The sequence below is a fragment of the Paenibacillus taichungensis genome, from assembly GCF_003287275.1.
GTDB classification, from domain to species: Bacteria; Bacillota; Bacilli; order Paenibacillales; family Paenibacillaceae; genus Paenibacillus; species Paenibacillus taichungensis_A.
Map to the genome: position 1 here is coordinate 527,409 of NZ_QEVW01000006.1, position 18,431 is coordinate 545,839.

Here is an 18,431-nt window from a genome sequence, read left to right on the forward strand (position 1 = left end):
TTAAAAGGGGAGCCCCACCATTCTTTCATGGTTGGGGCTCCCCTTTTATAAATATGGTTATCTTATTTCTGTGCCGCAGCCTCAATGTCTGCATAAGCCCAGTGTGTTGCAGGTACGTCTGTAAAAGATGGCGTAGTTACACCTGTTACCGGCGTCCGTTTGAACAGTACGTTTAATACTTTCACCGCTTCAGCGCGGGTCAGTTTGCTGTCCGGTTTAAATGTACCATCGTTATACCCTGTCATCAGGCCAGCCGATTGTACGTAGGCAATCGCATCGGAAGCCCAAAGGTTAGCAGACACATCTGTGAATCCAGCACCATCCGTTGCTTGCGATGTGCTGCTTGTTGCATCTGCGCTTTGTTGCTGCATCCAGCGGTACGCAATGGTCGCCATTTGTGCACGTGTAATTGAACCCTCTGGCGCAAATTGAGTGGCGTTCATACCGTTCATGATACCTGCGGATTGCGCTTTTTCAATATCACTCGCTGCCCAATGGGTTGCAGATACATCGGTGTAGTTTACAACGTTCGCAGATGCAGTTCCCGCATCATCAGACAGATTACGAGCCAGCATTGCTGCCATTTGCGCACGGGTTACGAATGCATCCGGGCGGAAATCAGTACCAAATCCGTTGATATACGGGTTGTGCGAGCCTTGGGAAGCTTTCAGTCCATCCACCACAACGAGCGTGAACGTGCTGAATTTGTTAACTGTAAATTCGATACCTTCACTGGAATCGCTGAGACTCACCAGTTTGCCTTGAATCAACTCTTTCGTACCGTCACTGTGTTCAATGTACACAGCCAGGTTGTCCAAAGCTTGCTGGCGGGCAGCAGGGTCAGTTGGCAGACTGTCGCGCAGCGGCAATGTCAGTGTTACTTCATGGCTTTGCATATTTGTTTCGATTTCAACTGGACGAGCCAGTACTTTCACGTTTGAATTTGGAGTAATCTGTTGAATCAATCGCTCTTTCTTCGCACGCTCTTCCACATCCTTACGCTCGGATTCCTTTTTCAACGGAACGACGCGGAAGTACAGATCTTGGTCAAATCCGGCAATCGACTTCGTTGGAACCGAGATAATAGCGTTCTCTGTGGAAATCTCAAGATTAAGCCCACCATCATTCAGCTGTTTCACCGCTGCTTTTGGCAGTTCAATGCGTGTCTCAGACACAGCATCTTTGGCGTCAGGGATGACAATGCGTGCCGTGTTCATGTTCAATTGCTTCGCTTTTTCCACCGATTCCTTAGCAATCGCCTCAGACATTTTCACGAGGTCCTTGATCGTGCCGTCTGCCTCGGTTGTACGTGTAATTGGCGTTTTAGTAAGGTTGGTGCCATTCGCTCCGTTCACGTCCACGACGATTTGTTCCTGCTTGGTCGTCGGTGTAGTCGTTACAGGTGTAGTCACTGACGATCCACCACCTGTGCTTGAGCCAGGGTTGGTCGAACCATTGCCGTTATTGCTATCGCCATTTGCCGTGAAGACAATCTTCACCGCACGTCCTGGCAATAAGTCACTGATGGCTTTGTAACGAACCCATACCGTTTTGTCACCACTAAAATCAAATTTCTGAATAGAAGCAACATCAATCCAGGTCTGTTTGCCATTGAGGGAAATCTCCATCGTGTCATTCAAGCCCGTTATGGTGTTGGTGATATCATTTCCCGTTACATTAGGAGCCGTAAAGAATCGGTTGAAGACATACTGTAGATTCCCAACATCCTCGTAGCGGTCTTGTTCATTAAGCACCCATTCGGCCAGTTCTTTTCGGCCTTCCGTGCTGAGTTCAGCTCTTTTGGACAAATCAAGGGCACCTGTGCGTCTAAATTTATAGTTATCGAAGAATGCTTCCCCTGCAATCCATTCGTTCATGGCATGATCAAGCCACTCATCCATTAGCGGAATAGAAGTAGCATTCTCAAAGGATTCCAAATGCATAGAAAAGAGACTCAGTACAATCTCCGGATTAACAATATTCCCTTTAAATTCTCCTTCCAACCTTTCAAAAGCCACCTGATGCAAGTATTTATAAGCAAAAACACCTTTATCTACTTGGCTACGGTCCAAATGTTGTTGCCCCAGGCTGCGCAGCACATATGTTTGTTGGTCATTAAAATAATCGGGTCCATCCACCAACTTTTGTGCAAATAAATCCAGTTTGTTTTTAAGAACGTCGAATTCCTTCTGCCCCCAGATGGATTGTGCCAGAACAGCGAGTTCAATCATATATTGAACCTGATCTTTATTTCTATAATCGTTCTTCACATAATCAATCAGGAAACCAGCAATGAATTTCTTAACTTGCAAGGATTCATAGTATCCATTCGGTAAATTAATTTCCAGATCAGGATTTTCCACGGCCAGAATCATACCATCAATATCGTTGCTACTCTTTGCAGCATTTACAGCAGCCAACGCATCAATTTCATTACCAGGGAAAAATTCGTTAAATGTAGTCTGAATGGATTCAAAACTTGCATATCCATTAGTCGGTCTTTCAGTAAGCATATGATCAGCCAACTGTTCCTTCTGTTCTGGCGTCAGGTTATCCATTTTGCTTGTATCCAAAGCGAAGCTCATTAACGGAGTTCCTGGATTCGCTTCGTTATACGTCAGAATATTCTCATGCATTTTTTTGAATTTATCCAGTGACGTTACCATTTCCTCAGTCGTATTTGCACGATTAATGAAAGGTGTTTCTTCCACAACTGTGTCTATATATCTCAAAACACGTGAAATGGAAGCTGTTGTTTTGAGTTTGAGCTCGTATATATAAGCCGTTGTGAGTTTATCTACCTCGGAGGCATTGCTATAAGCAGCAATGAGTGGATAGAAATTATCTTCAGCACTCGGATATTCAAAATGAATTATTCCTTCTGCTTGCTTCATATACAGCTCATCAAGTGCAGCTACTGCGGTCGGCCCACCGATTTGGCGAGTCACTTCAAGGGCGTTCAGAGCCAGTTGCACCAAGAACTCAACTTGCCCCTTGTTCTCATATCCATCGCTTGTTGGCGCCTCGATATCTAATAAGTATTTTGCAACAGCCTCCTGATCTACTACAGGTAAAGATTCGAAATCAGTTGCGCCAATGAATTGCTTATTACGAAGCAACAAAATAACATCCTGGATAAAGTCATTGCTGTTACCCCGGTCTGCTTTCTTTTTGAGCTCGTTATACTGATCCAACAAAGAATCACCTTCAGGCTCAAAGAACGCATCAAAGGCTGCCTGAACTTCCGATACCGTTTCATAACCGTTTTGCGATTTGTGATCAATCATCCATTGAGCCAGCTCGCTTTTCTTTTCACCACTAATATTGGACATTTTATCCATATTAACTGGAAAAGGCTGAACGGTAACTGAGGGATCCATGCCGAACATCATAGTCATGAAATAGTGCCCAAACATGCTATCTAGCGTAGCTTCCATGTCCGAAATATTACTTGGAACATTAATCGGAAGATATCTTGACATCAAATCCATTAATAATTCGATTTGCCCATTATAATAGATTGGCGTCTCATATTTTCCTAAAGCAGCTTCAAACATCACGATATTTGTATACATCGCCTTATCAGCGCCTCTCAACGTGCTGTAAGTAGCACTCTCCTCAACCATGGGTTCTGCTTGGTCAGAAGGGAGAAAACCACCAGCATGGCTATACAAACCATATATCTCATTTAAAATATACTGTACAGTTTCTGGACTAGTTTCTTTAGGCAGTTTGACCAAGTTATATAAGAGTGCAAAAACATACTCTACTTGGCTTTGATTCTCATACTCTATCTCACGTGGCAGCAAAAGAATCATTCCTCGCGCCAGTTCATTCTTTTGCTCTTGAGTCAGCAGGTTATAGGTAGTCATTATATCGGTAATATCTATTAAACTGCCGCTTGTCAGGATACTTTGGACACTTGAAATTGCTCCTTCAATATCCTCATATGAATTCCTTATTTCATTAAGCTGCTCCAATGCGGTAGGAGCTGGACCCGCACTTGCAACCCCTCCCACACTAACTACCTGTAATATCAAAACCACAGCTAATAAACAACTTATAAGCTTCTTGTAATACATTTAACGTTGTCCTCCTTGTCTCATGTTTTTTAGGCTTCATGTCTAATTGCCTATCAATCTAGGTCTAGTGTAGTACGCAACTCTGAACGGATTCTGAACATTCACTCCAATAAACGGAAAAAAATCCGGCCAGTAGGTGAAAAACAGGCCGGATTTCAAATATTTTTCGTCATTATTCATCATTTTTATTTCTGCATTTAATTATAGAGTCCTAAATTTCATAAATTTAAGAGAGTTCTCAAGCCCCTGTACACATACACCGCTCCTTGCACAACAAACAAGTAGGCGCATCAAATCATCGTATATCCACCATCCACAAACAATGTGCTTCCTGTCGTAAATGTATTTGTCATGAGATACGTAACCGTATGCGCAATCTCCTCATTGTAGCCCACACGCTTGAGCACAGACAGCTTCTCATAGTCTTTGAAATGTTCGCCGCGAGGTGTACCCTCCTGCCCCTCTCGCCAGATGGTTCCGGGGGATACGGCATTCACACGAACAGGCGCCAGCTCCACTGCAAGTGCTTTTCCCAGACTTTCAATTGCCCCGTTACATGCAGCGTAAGAGGCACCGCCATCCAGCGGGCGCTGACTGAATCCGCCCGACATTAACGTGATCGAACCCGAATCCGATAGATATGCAGCAGCATATTTGGCAGCAAAATATTGAGGCCAGAACTTGCCCTTGAAGCAGCTTTCGGCCGTCTCCCGATCTGAAGTTAACGGACCACGAGTGTATGCAGCTCCAGGGGTGAACAGGTGATCGAATGCGCCAACCTGATTGAAAAATTGTTCGATTTGCTGTTCATCCTGGTTATCCAACACATAAACTTCGATGGACACCGCGCCAATCTTACCTTTGCCTCCGACATGAGCAATCTGCTTCCTCGCTTCCTCTAGCCTGGTCTCCGATCGTCCCGCGATAACCACATGTGCGCCAGCCTCAGCAGCCTGCACAGCTGTTGCAAGTCCAATTCCAGAGCTTCCTCCGATAATCACGACACGTTTATTCTCCAGTGTAAATGGACTCATTCTGCATCTTCCTCTCATAGCGCCAGAACTTTCGTTGTACCAGCGTTTTGTTCATTATTATTGAAATCAACAACGCTGAACAGTACGCAATTCGATCGTACCAGGTACGAAAATTCGTACTATTGGAACCAGATGACACAGTTATTACTGCCCAATTCACACAGACAAAACAAGCGGAAAGTGAAAAAATCAGGTATGATGAAGTTATATAGTTGTTTAAATCGAGGTGAATACTATGGATTTACAGGAACCACGGTTACAAGGTGTACTCGTTACGCTGGAAGCCATTAATGGAAAATGGAAACCGCTCATCCTGTTTATTTTATTGAAGGAAGGCACGAAGCGATTTGGTGAGCTAAGACGCATGATTCCCGATGTAGCGCAGGGCACGTTAACGAAACAGCTGCGCGAGCTGGAACAGGACCAGATTATTGTGCGCACTCTCTATGGCGATGTTCCACCAAAGGTGGAATACAGCCTGTCCGCACACGGGCAGACGATTGGTACGCTGTTGGATGGCATGTGTGGCTGGGGCAAAGCGCATCTGGAATATTTGAATGAAACCCAGCAGAGATTTAATGCGGAGAAATTAGCCGGGACCTCCAACATGAAGCAAAAGCGGAATAAAAACAACAAGGTTTAGCCTTTTACCGTTTAGGAAACAAACTTGTTTAAGACAAGCACGTCAGCTATACTTTCGTTCAGATGCACAACGGGCGAGGGGGATATGTAATGTTGCAGCTTTCGGAAAAACAGGCACAGGATATTGTCGATAAAATGATGCAAGACATTCCGTACAACATCAACATCATGAATGAGCAGGGCATTATCATTGGAAGCGGACAGAAGGAACGCGTAGGCACGATTCACCAGGGAGCGGTCCGTGCCCTGACCACCGGTGACCGCGTCGAGGTCTGGCAGGATGGCAAACTGGAGAAAATGGGCACCAACGAACCGATTCGGATCAATCATCAGCATGTCGGTGTCATCGGCATATCCGGCCATCCGGATGAAGTCCGGCCGTTCTGCAACATTGTGCGTACAACCGTAGCTCTCCTGATCGAACAACGTAATCAATTGGAAAGTCTGGCCCATGAAGCTTCTCGGAAAAAAGCCTTTCTGGAACGGCTGCTTGCCCACTCCGGTTCCTATTCACAGAAGATCAGGCGGGAAGCGGCGCAATACCATATCGATCTGCAGCTCCCGACGGTTCTATTATACATTCGCTTTCCCCATGAAGCCCCTGAGTTTGGCACGGAGACAAGCCGGGCATTACTACAGCTTCCCTCGTTCTCAATCGAGGAGAATGGTCACGTGCAGATTATTCTGATCCAGAGCGAATCGGACGTTGACTCCATAATCCAGCTTGTACATCAGGAACAACCTCAAGCCTTCATCTCTGTTAGCAGACGGGATGCCAGTATATCCGCCAGTTATGAACAGGCAAGATCTGCGATGAATATTTTGCTCGCGCTTCGACCTGTGGCACCATTGATCCGTTATGATGATGTACAGTTTCTGGTGCGCTTCAGCAAAGCCAACCTGGCCCGCCATAACAATGTCGTCAGTAAGCTGGAGGACACAGCCGATCTGCTGGACACACTTCGCAGTTTCATTCATCACAATGGCAGCATGTCAACGACTGCAGAGGATCTCAACATCCATCGCAATACACTACAATATCGGCTCAAACGGATCCAGACCCTTACAGGCAAAGATCCGCGCAATTGGCTGGAGCTCATTGAACTTACCCACGGTCTACTCGCGTCTTATCAGTAGATCCCACAACAAAAAGAGACTGAACCGGAATGCCCCGTTACTTGTGGACGTCCCTACGTTCAGTCTCTTTATACTCTTGGAACCCCTCATAACCGAACCACAGAATGTTAAGAAATCAGTCCCAATCTCAGCACCCTCGCAATATTCTCGGTTGTGCGCTCCACATTCTCCGGGCCTTCGCGCAGAAGTTGTTCCAGATCAGCCGCACCTGGCACAATACCAAACACCGCGTCAATACCTTCAGTGTACAACGTATCTATCCCTTCACCAACGTAACCTGCAATGGCGATAACTGGCTTGCCTGCTTCCTTGGCTGCCCGTGCCACACCGTAAGGGGTCTTTCCAAATTTCGTTTGAAAATCAATGCCGCCTTCGCCCGTAAATACCACATCCGCATGTACCAGCTTATCACGCAATCCAGTGTATTCAATGACAATTTCAATGCCTTTGCGCAACACAGCCTGTGTAAAAATCAAAAGTCCTGCGCCCAAACCACCTGCTGCACCAGCACCCGGCACATCACGTATATCCTTGTGCAGCTGCTGTTTGACCACGTCCGCATAATGGGATAGATTCGCATCCAGCACCTGCACCATCTCCGGTGTAGCTCCCTTCTGCGGTCCAAACACCCGCGAGGCCCCATACTCCCCACATAACGGATTGGTTACGTCACAGGCGACAATGAACTCCACATCCTGCAATCGTTCATCCAGTCCAGTCACATCGATATGCGCCAACTGATCAAGTGCCCCACCTCCACGCGCAAGCGGCTGGCCGGCCGCATCCAGGAATTTTGCGCCAAGCGCTTCGGCCATACCTGTACCACCATCGTTAGTCGCACTGCCGCCGATTCCAATAATGATTTTGCGAATCCCCTGATCCAGACACGCCCGAATCAGCTCTCCAGTACCATAGGTTGTCGTGCGAAGCGGGTCCCGGGTTTCCTTGTTCACTAGATGTATACCGCTCGCCGATGCCATCTCAATCGCTGCCGTTAACCCATCGCCCAGTATGCCATACTGTGCCAGTACAGGCTGTCCCAGCGGCCCGCTCACCTCTCTTTGGTGAATTACACCGCCAGAAGCATCCACCAGCGACTGCACGGTGCCTTCGCCTCCGTCAGCCATCGGTACATGAATATAGTTGGCGGTTGGATAGATTTTACGCAATCCTTTTTCCATGGACACACATACTTCTTTCGCTGTCATGCTCTCTTTAAATGAATCCGGTGCCAGTACAAATGTCGTCTCTCTCATCTTCTCCCACCCCCTCCGTGTTATTAAAGAATAAATCCGTAGATTAACGTCGCTACAATCGCCATCGTTCCACCCACGATCGCCTCATAAGGAATAACGCCCATCCGCTGCTTGATTGTCATCTTCATGCTGTCAGCCGAGACGTGGAAGTAATTGCCCTGTGGCAAGGAATCGATAACTGTCGCACCCGTGTGTACCATAACCGCCGCTGCGAGCGGAGCGGTCCCCATGTTCAGAATTGCATCTCCGAATGAACCGGTGGCAAGGATAACTCCTGTCGAGGTGGAAGCCGTCGCTGCCGCCATCAGAATACCAGCAATCGGCGCCAGGAAAGTACCAGATATCCCGGATGCTTCAATAAGACTAACCACCTGACCTGACAGGTCGGATGCAGAGATCAGTCCCGCAATGCCACCGGCTCCGACCAGAATAAGCACGGTGGCAGTCATTTTATTCAACCCAGAAGTCGTGTATTTCACAATGTTTTTGCTCTGCCCCATCGCCAGCATACCGATAATACCCGCAATCGGGAGAATGTACATCGCATCCACTTTGAATGTAGATAGTGCTGTTATACCTGTAATGGAGCCGATCGGATTAATCATCAGAAGAATGATGGCAACTAATGGTGCCACAATCGCTTTTTTCAGTGGTGGGTACTGTGATGTATCCACATCACCCTGCTCCGCTTCCTGATCGGTTACCATTACACCCTTGTTTTTAAGCATTGAAGCTACGATAACAGTTACAATTAATCCGCAGATGGCTGGAATCACACCTGCCAGCATGACATTGCTGAGATCCAGATCGAATCCCCGCGCCGCAGCAATCGTATTGGGATTTGGGGAGATAATATTCCCCGCCTTGCCTCCACCGGATAAAGCCAGCAAAAGCGCCAGCTTGGATATGCCCATTTTGTTACCGACGGATAGCGCAATTGGCGCTACAATCAGTACGGCCACGGGAATAAATACCCCAACGGCTGTAATAATCATCGTTGCCAGCGCCAAAGCCAGAATGGCCTTGCTGCCGCCAAATTTTCGCACGATGGCCTGGGCGATTGTCTCAGCTGCCCCCGACTCCATCATGACACCAGCCAGCACCCCGGCTGCCAAAACGCGGAGCACGGTACCCATGACACTTTGTGTGCCGTTCACCAGTATATTTACGGTCTCTTCCAGATTGGCTCCGCCAATTAAAGCGCCTACAATTGCGCCCAGAAATAAAGAGTAGACCGGATTCAGCTTCTTCAGAATCAGTATAATCGCAATCGCAAGTCCTGCCAGCGCGCCGATCCAGCTAATTGTTAAAGGTTCCATTGTCCATTGCCCCCCATGCACTTGTTGAACACGCTTTCATTATAGTTGCTGGTGAGCCAAATAAATATTGATGAACAGACGAAATTCATTGTGCACATGCACAATGAATAGTGGCAGGACCGAATATCCTGCCACCATTACACTAACGTGCTTGGCCACTTCCTAGAGTAGCACACGGTGTTCCATTATATTTTTCATACTGATATGGGATTTGGATGGCCCTAGCTTCACAAGGGAGTCCTGGAACTCAGCAAGTTCTTCAATGGTTGCCGTCTGTACCTTGATCAGATAGTTGTACTCACCGCTAATCCGATATAAATCCGTGACCTCAACAGCCTGTTCACAGAAGCGAACGAATTCCTCACAATGCTCTGTTTTGAGCAAAATAAAAGTCGTTGTTCCACGGTTTAGTTTGGCCAGATCATAGATGGTTGAATATCCCGATATGACCCCATTTTCCTCCAGTTTGAGAATTCTCTCCTTGACCGAAGGTTGGGACATGTTCACCTCTTTGCTAATCTGTACAATCGGCAGGCGTGCATGGTGCTGCAGCAAACGCATAATCTGCTGGTCGATCTCATCTATAACATAACCCATTTGTAGACCCTCCTGAGTATCAGGCTAATTTAATAAGTTTTTTGGGATAAAAGAACTCATAAATTACAACTCTTACTCCATTATATCCTTTGATATCGCATGGTTCCAATGCACCGTTCCCTTTATACTTTAGAAAACAATCTGAAGAAGGAGTGATGAGCATGAGTGTAAACGGACTTGCTCACGTAGCCATTCAAGCACGTAATTATAAGGATACCCTCTCATTTTATATCGATGTATTAGGATTTAAAGTTGGCCACTCCTGGAGTCTGCCCGTCTTTCAAATTACCGAGGCGTGCATGCTGATCTCACCGGATCAACGCACCTGCATTGAACTGTTTGACCCCGGAGCCGTAATCGCGGCCGAAGGCGAACCAGCAGACTCTCCCGAAGCAGTAAAACATGGGGCCTTGCTGCATTTCGCCTTTTACGTAGACCATGTGGAAGAGATATACGAGCGAGCGCTTGCTCATGGTGCCAAGCCTTATGTTCAACCCGATTGGATCTCACTTGGTGAACCTCCACTTCAAGTTCGAAATGCGGTTGTGCATAGTCCAAATGGTGAAGTAATCGAATTCCTCGAAGAGGTTGATTTTGACAGTTCCTCTACACCATCGATTTAAGGTTATGCAAACCGAACAGCCTGTTGCCCGAAAATCCGTGGCGGCAGGCTGTTTTATACTATGTTATTTGAGCAATAGGACAGCGAGCGTATGGGCACTCCTTGCCCTCATTCCCTCTCTTCAATCCGGCGTATAATCGCTTAACTTCCCTTCATACACCAGCTGCAGTTGTTCACTTTGGCGAAAATCATCCGGGGTCACCAGCGCAGGCAGCTTGTTCCACAGTTTGATGCCTGAACGTTGCAGAATCTCGGCAACAAATTGCGAGCAAAAGTAGGAGTTGCTGAACTCTACTGGCTCCTTCAACGTAATGCCAATCACACCAAGCAGATTGTACATATATTTCTGGCGGCTGCGAATGAAGATGTGCAGCACCCGTTTCATTTTTTCCACCTCACGCTCCGTCACCTGAAGCTCATAAATGACACATGTGGTATTTGGATACTTGCTGTATGTACCTGTCTGAATATCTTCCTTCACGAACCCGCCGTTCAGCGGATTGCTCGGATGCTTGCGACCAAAGCTGTACAGCTCGGATAATTCCCGGTCAAATGAGATGGAGGCATGGTTGTATGGTGCTCTCGTGTAACTTTGAATGACTTTGGTAAACAACGTTCCCGTATTCGTAAGCAGGATATAGATGGAGCGTGGTTCTGTCATAACGAAATTTCCCCTTATCAAGTTGGTACTATTCCTTCATAATAACATAGGTACCCTATATTGGAATCTTACTTCTGGATAAGCAGGTGATTGTACTTGAGCAGTTCACTCTTTACCTTAACACTGATTTTTATTGCTTTACTGGTCATACATATCGTGTACAAAATCATTACGAAGCTTCAGCCGGACAAGGATTATTCGGGCATTGGCAACAAAATCAAAACCTGGTGGGGCATGTTGGTCATCTTCTGCCTCGCCACCCTCTTCAATCCGATTGTCTCCTTGATCTCTCTTATGGTACTCACCTTTTTCGCGCTGAAGGAGTACTTCTCCATGATCCGCAGCACCCGCAAAGCTGATCGTAGGTTGTTTCTATGGGCGTATCTGGCGATTCCGGTACAGTTCTACTGGATCTATATTGGATGGTATGGGATGTTTATCGTGTTTATTCCGCTATATGTCTTCCTGGTGTTGCCCCTGCCACGTCTGATTAATAAGGGCACAGTTGGCTTCCTTCGCAGTGTCAGCTCGACGCAATGGGGTTTGATGCTGATGGTATTTGGACTTAGTCATCTGGCCTACTTCCCGTTCGCAACACCGGAATATGGTTCAAAGCTTGTCCTGTTCCTGGTCGTGTTAACCCAGCTGAATGATGTGGTGCATTATCTGGCCTCGCTCTATCTGGGCAAACGTAAAGTGGTGCCCACGGCCAATCCTTTTTTGACATGGGAAGGGTTCGCCTGTGCATTCGTTATAACCACCGCTGCCTCTTATTTCATTCATCCTTACCTGACTCCGTTTGATGCACGTTTCGCGCTTTTCATCGGTGTGTTAATCGCTCTGGCTGGGTTCTTCGGAAGTCTGACGGTTTCTGTTCTGAAGCGGGATTTGTTAATCGGAGATGACAATAAGTTCGATGCGCTGAAAAAAAGCTACCTGAGCCGGGTCGACAGCCTGACGTACACCTCTCCGGTCATGTTCCACGTGGTGCGTTATTTCTTCGACTTTATGTAGGAGCAGCAGTATCTGTTACAGATATGAGGTGCGGAAACGCTCAGTCGATAGAATAAAGTGAGAGCTCATAATAAAAAGCAGCCTTTACGGCTGCTTTTACTCATTTATGGGCGAAATGAAGGCGCATGTATAATGTGCCTATTTCATTTTCCATTTTTGAATCCACAGAAAAGACGGCACATAACTATGATTTGCCTGATTATTTTAATTTAATTTCCTTCTCCGAGGTCACTTCTTTCCCCTCTTCATTGGTAAACACAAACGTCGCTTTGCCACGTTCACCCTTCATCTCATCCGAATAGATAAATCCGGAGAATTGCCCGTCACCACTGATATAAAACCCTTCTTTTCCATTTGCGCCATGCTCGATCGCTTCTTTGTAGGAATTTACAATCGTTACCGTGTTGGACGTCCAGCGCATCTCGGATAAAGCGTAGCCCTCAGGAATTTGTTTTATCGCAAAATCAAAGCTATTGCCCTCGGACGGCTTATCCGTCTGGTCAATGACGATCATGACCTGTCCTTCCGCATCAGCGGAGGATTCCGATTGGACCGAAGGTTTGCCTTCATTCACATTTTCGCTCGCCTGATTATTGTTATTCTTCGCCTCTATATTGGGAACGGAACTATTTCCCGCTTCCTCTATGGGCTGCTTCGATTGTGGATAGGCGTGTTCCTGTACGGATTCGTTGTTGTTTTTCGCCCCACATGCACTGGTCAACAGCAAAATACATAGCGCAGACACCCAGAGTATAGAATTATTTTTATTATTTTTCATCATTGGAACTCCCTCCATTGATCTAAAGTAACAAGCACGATGCATTCACCCAAAGAGAACTTTCCATTCAGCACTTCTATAGTAATTACTACACCATATCGTCTCACATTAAGCTCCATATTATGTAAATGAGTTATAAAACAGCTCGATTATTTCATCAATTGTGCGTGTTCACCAGAATGGATCAGGCGTAAAAAGGGGGCAAAGCAAGCGATCGGACGTTCCCGCGGAGTACGAAGCACCAAAATTCATGCCGTAGTTGATGCACTTGGAAAACGGATGTTGAAGTTCCTGACTCTGTCCAGGACTTTATTGGAAATTGTTGATTGTGATTTAGATAACATAAAGTTAACCATATTCATAAATAATGTTAATTTTATGTCATTCATCACTTAAATTGCTCTGATATAATTTCTGCTAGGTAGATAAAAGGGGAATAAATTGTTGAAAAATGAGCGACATCGAAAAATAAAGTAACAGCATCCCCCCCCATTTGATATACAGCAGGGAAGGATTACTCGCTGCATGGAAATAGCTTTTAGCACATGGTGATATAAAAAACGATGGAACAGGAGATTTTAATCCATACGGGGATTAACTCAGTTATCAAGCGAGTAACTTGCGAAAACATAATTTTATAGTAGGAGTGTGAGATATGAAAAAAACATTATTGGCTTGTATGATGATAATGCTGATGTTAGCATCAGCTTGTGGAAAGGTTGAAACGATTTCAAGTTCAAATACATCTAGTGAGCCAAAACCTGAAGCAAAGGAGTCTACCAGTCCAGCTAGTACCTCCGAGTATTGTTCGCAAGGACGTGAAAAATTGGATAGTGAAACTGAAAAATTTATTTACGGAACTTGGAAAGTCAAGAAGCACCTTGGGTTTGCAAATTCTTATAATGATGCTTCTGAATATCCAACAGGGCAAAAATTTATTGGAGATGAAATTGTAATCAAAAAAGACTTTTTTTCATCAAAAGGATTAAAAAACTATAGTAATTATCAATATGAGCTGAAGAATCCATTATATGAAATTACATCAACATGCGATAACGCTGACGCATTTTATAGACTATATAAAATAGATATGCCGGATCTGAATGCTAATGATTTAGTAAAAGCCATCGATATAAGTGATCCATCAACAAAGCTCAGTATACCTGTTAGCGTAAGTTTCTTTGTTGTTAATAACGATAGGCTGATCTTATTATCAGAGGCGACTATTTTTGAGCTTGAAAAACAGATGACTAAATGAGTTTGCTTGTGGTAATAAATTCTGTGATAAAAGAAAGAAAGGTCAGCCATAAAGGCTGACCTTTCTTGTTTGTGTTGTAAGACGATTGAACTATAGTGTATATACTGGATATTTATGAGTATAACCCGAGCCTTTACAGAATAATTCAGCTTCTTCATTTCTACGTCTTTGCAAACTTCTATCATATGAAAATGCTTTACTTACTAGTTTAGAACAATTGTCAAGTTCCTGAGTTGAACGTGGCCCTTGGAAAGATGGGTAGATTAGCTTGTATGCAAGCAGAGCTACTACATCATCGGTACTAAGTACCCCAGAGCCTGCATTAAAAGTAAGCGAAACAAGTGCATCAAACTGATTTTGTGAAAGGGACATACCTGCAGGAAGTGACACTTTATTTACGGATGATACAGCACTTGCAGTATCATTGGTGAAAAATGTATTTGCCTGAGACTGAGTAATTGGAGAAGTATAACTGAGTCCCAAAGATTTTGATAGAGCGTCAGCTTGAGCTTGGGTTAAAGTTGTATTCGCTGTGTATGTTTTAGACTTTGTTATCAGATGTCCATATCCAACTGTTGGAAAGCCTTTTGGATCGGCATAGAATTTTAAGTTAAGTCCCTCATGCCCTTTCATAAAAGTTGCTCCATTAGCGCTTAGATTTGCCATAATAATCACTCCTGAAATTATTTTTAATAGAAGAACAATAAGGAGGAATCATAGCAAGAACAACCATTCCCAAGTTTTCTGCAATGCCGTATTGCCTTCACATATATATAAAGAGAAATGAGTCTCTTTTTTTACAACCACGCTCCAAATTTTATTTCAATTCACTAGTATCGAAAGTCTGTATCACCTCAATCATTTTGACATAGAGTTCCTGTCTTAAATCCTCTCGATGATCGGGGGCACTCGTCGCAAGGAAGCTTTGATCTTTGATATAAAAGATTCTAGGATATGTAATGTTGCCTCCTGATCGTGGTGTTGCTGTGCTTGTACTAAAAGTTCGACCAACATAAAATCACCGCTTTACGTTTTTTTGTATTTCATTCTTCAAGGCATTAATGGCATCATCGCTTAGATAAGATATTTTTTTCGCCATGTCAAATAGTGAACATTATCCGTTAAAAAGTTGTTTTGCCGCAGGTGGGGCAATCGGTGTTTTATCCGGCTGGCTACTTCTGGGCGAAGTCATTCGGGATTACGCCTATATGGGCGGGCTATGCATATTCCTGGGGATCTTTCTGGTAAACTGGACTGGACGAGCAAATAATAAGGAAGTATTGATAAAATAAAATATTCATGCCTGATTTTCGGCGATGCCCTGTGCATCGTTTTTTTATAATATCAACAAGGATAAACTTTACTGATATAAGGACGTGCGCCCAATGATTTCTGCTGAACTGAAAGAACAATACTATCAGGCTCTGGTTGCCAAGGATTCGGAATACGAAGGTTTATTCTATGTAGGCGTCAAGACGACGGGTGTATTCTGCCGGCCTACATGCCCCGCGCGAAAGCCAAAGTTCGAAAACTGCGAATTCTATGAGACGGCGCAGCAGGCTTTGCTTGCTTCGTATCGCCCTTGCCAGCGCTGCCGCCCGTTATCTCATCCCAATCAGGTATCTGATGTGGTCCGCGTATTGGTGGAAGCCGTGGAGAACCATCCGGAGAAACGCTGGAAAGGCCAGGATTTCAAGGCATTATCCATCGACGAATCCACGGCCAGACGTCAGTTTAAGAAGCGATTTGGCATGACCTTTGTGGAGTATGCCCGTGCCCGTCGCATGGGACTGGCGCTGAAAAATATTCGCTCCGGTCGCACGGTCATTGATACCCAGCTGTCCACCGGTTACGAGTCCGGCAGCGGGTTCCGAGATGCCTTCTCGCGTATCATGGGCGCAGCACCTACACAAGTAGATGAAGAACATGTCTTGAAGGCGTCCTGGATCGACACACGTCTCGGACCCATGATGGCTGTAGCGGATGAGAAAGCATTATATCTGCTTGAATTCGTGGATCGCAGAGGTCTGGAGCGTGAGGTGGAACGATTGCGCAAACGGACGAAGTCAGCCATTGTACCTGGAGTAACAGAGCCGATTCGTTCCATTGAACGGGAACTTGCGCAGTATTTTGAAGGCACGTTAACTGTATTCCATACCCCGTTGTTCTGGTTAGGAACACCATTCCAAAAGAGTGTATGGGAGCAATTGATTGCGATCCCGCCGGGCGAGACGAGGTCCTATCAGGATATCGCGAATGCACTGGGTAAACCCACAGCATGTCGAGCGGTAGCACAGGCCAACGGAGCCAATCAGCTGGCCATTGTTATTCCTTGTCACCGTGTGATCAATGCCAGTGGTGAACTGGGTGGATACGGAGGTGGCCTAACACGCAAAAACTGGCTTTTAACTCATGAGAAACAGGGGATCTGAGTAACCCAAGAGAGAAGAAAAGAACGGCAAGTGGTATGAAGAGGATTACAGCTATGTATCGGAGGAGATAAGTTTTATGAGTACCCTACAAGAAAAGGCGTCGTTGTTCCACCAATTCCATGTCAAAGGCAATCCATTGATTCTGGTCAATGTATGGGATGCCGGGAGTGCGCTGGCCATCCAATCTGCTGGAGCAACGGCAATCGCTACGGGCAGCTGGTCAGTCGCTGCTGCCCACGGTGAACAAGATGGCGAAGCGATGCCATTCCGGCTGGTATTGGACAATCTGGCCCGGATTACAGCGAGCGTGAATTTGCCTGTAACGATCGATATTGAGGGAGGGTATGGCAGGTTTGCATCAGAAGTGAAGGAAACTGTGAGCCAAGTGATCCATCACGGTGCCGTGGGAATTAATATTGAGGATCAGCTCCCTTCTGGCGCAGGACTGTACGAAGTGGAGGATCAATGTCTGAGACTGTCGGCTGCCCGGGAAGCTGCGGATCAGTCAGGCATTCCATTATTTATTAACGCCCGCACAGATATCTTTTTGCAAAATGCACCTGAACGCCACAATCACGCTCTCCTGGAAGAAGTACTGACTCGTTCCAAGGCTTATGCAGAAGCAGGGGCCAGTGGTCTGTTCGTTCCGGGTTTACAGAATCAACAACTGATTCAGCAATTGTGTGAACGTTCGTCGCTTCCGGTCAACGTGATGGTCACATCCCATGAGCCTTCACCAAAACAACTTGCCGGGCTGGGTGTGGCACGCGTAAGCTATGGGCCTTATCCTTATCTGCAAGCGATGGAACACCTGAAAGAACTGGGGCAAAGTATTCTATCTGGAAACTAACAAAAAGACGCACTTCTCATTTTTCATCAGAGGTAGGCATACTTTCTCATGATTTCGATAAAAGTGATTAATGTAAAGCGGTTATAAAATGATCATCAATGATGTGAATCCTCAAACAGGTGCTAGAGTGCGCCTGTTTTTTGATGCTTATCTTTTCACCTATGTATGTTATAATCACCACTACCCAACACTAACAGGAGGAAAATATGCTTAACGTTGAACAAAAGCTTGAAGTGCTGCAATCGTATCCCCAACTGCAACGCAAAGATGTTTCTCTCGGCCGTGTTAATTTTCACTACGAAGAAAGTGCGTACGAGAAAAAGATTGTTGCTCTCCATATTCATCCTAACGGTAACGGTTATATCTATGCAGGGCTGCTGCCCAACTATGAGACCGATGATAAAGGGTTCGTCAATATTCGTGATTATTCCGAAGCAGATCTACGCACACTGTTAGATGAAACAATTAAAGCGATGTCTCACAATCCCAATGCGGTAGAATCAAAAGAGCCAGAACAACAAGCAAAAGCTGCTCCTACATTAGCAACCTCTACTAGTGGCGGAACATGGATCGATGAGGATGGACATACACTTACTTTAAAATATGAAGATGACATGTGGTATGTGTATTCCGGTGTTAATCTGGATATGGCTTTTGAATCTCGCAGCGAAGCTGGAGAGTATCTCAAAGAAGAAGGATTCAAACCACAAGCTCAGGCTTAACTCATACAATAAAACACGAGGCGTGTA

15 protein-coding genes and 3 pseudogenes are annotated in these 18,431 nt (G+C 45.5%); 10 read left to right on the forward strand and 8 right to left on the reverse strand.

Going from position 1 to position 18,431, the window contains the following annotated elements; all coding sequences use genetic code 11:
* Positions 1-62 precede the first annotated feature (62 nt).
* Together DC345_RS11520 and DC345_RS11525 are read right to left on the reverse strand one after the other, a co-directional pair.
* Positions 63-4,082 (reverse strand): S-layer homology domain-containing protein, encoded by a 4,020-nt coding sequence (locus tag DC345_RS11520; RefSeq protein ID WP_113053201.1) that lies wholly within the window; start codon positions 4,080-4,082, stop codon positions 63-65.
* A gap of 290 nt (positions 4,083-4,372) precedes the next feature.
* A complete protein-coding gene (locus DC345_RS11525) occupies positions 4,373-5,116 on the reverse strand; it encodes an SDR family oxidoreductase (RefSeq protein WP_113053202.1) in 744 nt (247 codons plus the stop codon).
* A gap of 235 nt (positions 5,117-5,351) precedes the next feature.
* Between DC345_RS11525 and DC345_RS11530 the strand changes: the two are divergent.
* Both DC345_RS11530 and DC345_RS11535 read left to right on the forward strand, forming a co-directional pair.
* Positions 5,352-5,678 (forward strand): annotated as a pseudogene (locus DC345_RS11530) (winged helix-turn-helix transcriptional regulator); the annotation flags it as partial.
* Between the two features lie 170 nt (positions 5,679-5,848).
* The gene (locus DC345_RS11535) at positions 5,849-6,895 is read left to right on the forward strand and encodes a CdaR family transcriptional regulator (protein WP_113053204.1); all 1,047 of its coding nucleotides are present in this window, start codon (positions 5,849-5,851) and stop codon (positions 6,893-6,895) included.
* 107 nt (positions 6,896-7,002) lie between these two features.
* Here the strand turns inward: DC345_RS11535 and DC345_RS11540 are convergent, their stop codons facing one another.
* From DC345_RS11540 to DC345_RS11550, 3 genes are all read right to left on the reverse strand, one after another.
* Positions 7,003-8,151, reverse strand: coding sequence for a glycerate kinase (locus DC345_RS11540; protein ID WP_113053205.1), 1,149 nt, complete (start codon positions 8,149-8,151; stop codon positions 7,003-7,005).
* Between the two features lie 23 nt (positions 8,152-8,174).
* The gene (locus DC345_RS11545) at positions 8,175-9,470 is read right to left on the reverse strand and encodes a GntP family permease (protein WP_113053206.1); all 1,296 of its coding nucleotides are present in this window, start codon (positions 9,468-9,470) and stop codon (positions 8,175-8,177) included.
* Between the two features lie 162 nt (positions 9,471-9,632).
* On the reverse strand, positions 9,633-10,067 hold the full coding sequence (locus DC345_RS11550) for an Lrp/AsnC family transcriptional regulator (RefSeq protein ID WP_113053207.1): 435 nt from the start codon (positions 10,065-10,067) through the stop codon (positions 9,633-9,635).
* A 161-nt stretch (positions 10,068-10,228) separates the two neighbouring features.
* On the opposite strand from DC345_RS11550, the gene DC345_RS11555 reads away from it, so the two are divergent.
* On the forward strand, positions 10,229-10,690 hold the full coding sequence (locus DC345_RS11555; RefSeq protein ID WP_113053208.1) for a VOC family protein: 462 nt from the start codon (positions 10,229-10,231) through the stop codon (positions 10,688-10,690).
* A gap of 120 nt (positions 10,691-10,810) precedes the next feature.
* Here DC345_RS11555 and DC345_RS11560 read toward each other — a convergent pair whose 3' ends face one another.
* On the reverse strand, positions 10,811-11,350 hold the full coding sequence (locus DC345_RS11560; RefSeq protein ID WP_076287277.1) for a C40 family peptidase: 540 nt from the start codon (positions 11,348-11,350) through the stop codon (positions 10,811-10,813).
* A 96-nt stretch (positions 11,351-11,446) separates the two neighbouring features.
* On the opposite strand from DC345_RS11560, the gene DC345_RS11565 reads away from it, so the two are divergent.
* On the forward strand, positions 11,447-12,364 hold the full coding sequence (locus tag DC345_RS11565; protein ID WP_113053209.1) for a phosphatidate cytidylyltransferase: 918 nt from the start codon (positions 11,447-11,449) through the stop codon (positions 12,362-12,364).
* Between the two features lie 199 nt (positions 12,365-12,563).
* On the opposite strand, the gene DC345_RS11570 is transcribed toward DC345_RS11565, so the two are convergent.
* Positions 12,564-13,145: a hypothetical protein gene (locus DC345_RS11570; protein WP_258530624.1), complete on the reverse strand. Its 582-nt coding sequence runs from the start codon at positions 13,143-13,145 to the stop codon at positions 12,564-12,566.
* A gap of 183 nt (positions 13,146-13,328) precedes the next feature.
* Here DC345_RS11570 and DC345_RS11575 point away from each other — a divergent pair.
* Both DC345_RS11575 and DC345_RS11580 read left to right on the forward strand, forming a co-directional pair.
* Positions 13,329-13,439: pseudogene (locus DC345_RS11575) on the forward strand (IS5/IS1182 family transposase); the annotation flags it as partial.
* Positions 13,440-13,797: 358 nt separating this feature from the next.
* Positions 13,798-14,400 carry a hypothetical protein gene (locus DC345_RS11580; RefSeq protein ID WP_113053210.1) on the forward strand — a complete coding sequence of 201 codons (603 nt, stop codon included), beginning with the start codon at positions 13,798-13,800 and terminating at the stop codon, positions 14,398-14,400.
* A 90-nt stretch (positions 14,401-14,490) separates the two neighbouring features.
* On the opposite strand, the gene DC345_RS11585 is transcribed toward DC345_RS11580, so the two are convergent.
* The gene (locus DC345_RS11585; RefSeq protein ID WP_113053211.1) at positions 14,491-15,066 is read right to left on the reverse strand and encodes a lysozyme; all 576 of its coding nucleotides are present in this window, start codon (positions 15,064-15,066) and stop codon (positions 14,491-14,493) included.
* A gap of 488 nt (positions 15,067-15,554) precedes the next feature.
* On the opposite strand from DC345_RS11585, the pseudogene DC345_RS11595 reads away from it, so the two are divergent.
* The 4 genes and pseudogenes from DC345_RS11595 to DC345_RS11610 all read left to right on the forward strand — a co-directional run.
* Positions 15,555-15,692: pseudogene (locus DC345_RS11595) on the forward strand (DMT family transporter); the annotation flags it as partial.
* A 93-nt stretch (positions 15,693-15,785) separates the two neighbouring features.
* A complete protein-coding gene (locus DC345_RS11600) occupies positions 15,786-16,832 on the forward strand; it encodes a bifunctional transcriptional activator/DNA repair enzyme AdaA (RefSeq protein ID WP_113053212.1) in 1,047 nt (348 codons plus the stop codon).
* Positions 16,833-16,908: 76 nt separating this feature from the next.
* Positions 16,909-17,682 (forward strand): isocitrate lyase/PEP mutase family protein, encoded by a 774-nt coding sequence (locus DC345_RS11605; RefSeq protein ID WP_113053213.1) that lies wholly within the window; start codon positions 16,909-16,911, stop codon positions 17,680-17,682.
* Between the two features lie 206 nt (positions 17,683-17,888).
* On the forward strand, positions 17,889-18,404 hold the full coding sequence (locus DC345_RS11610; RefSeq protein ID WP_113053214.1) for a hypothetical protein: 516 nt from the start codon (positions 17,889-17,891) through the stop codon (positions 18,402-18,404).
* Positions 18,405-18,431 lie beyond the last annotated feature (27 nt).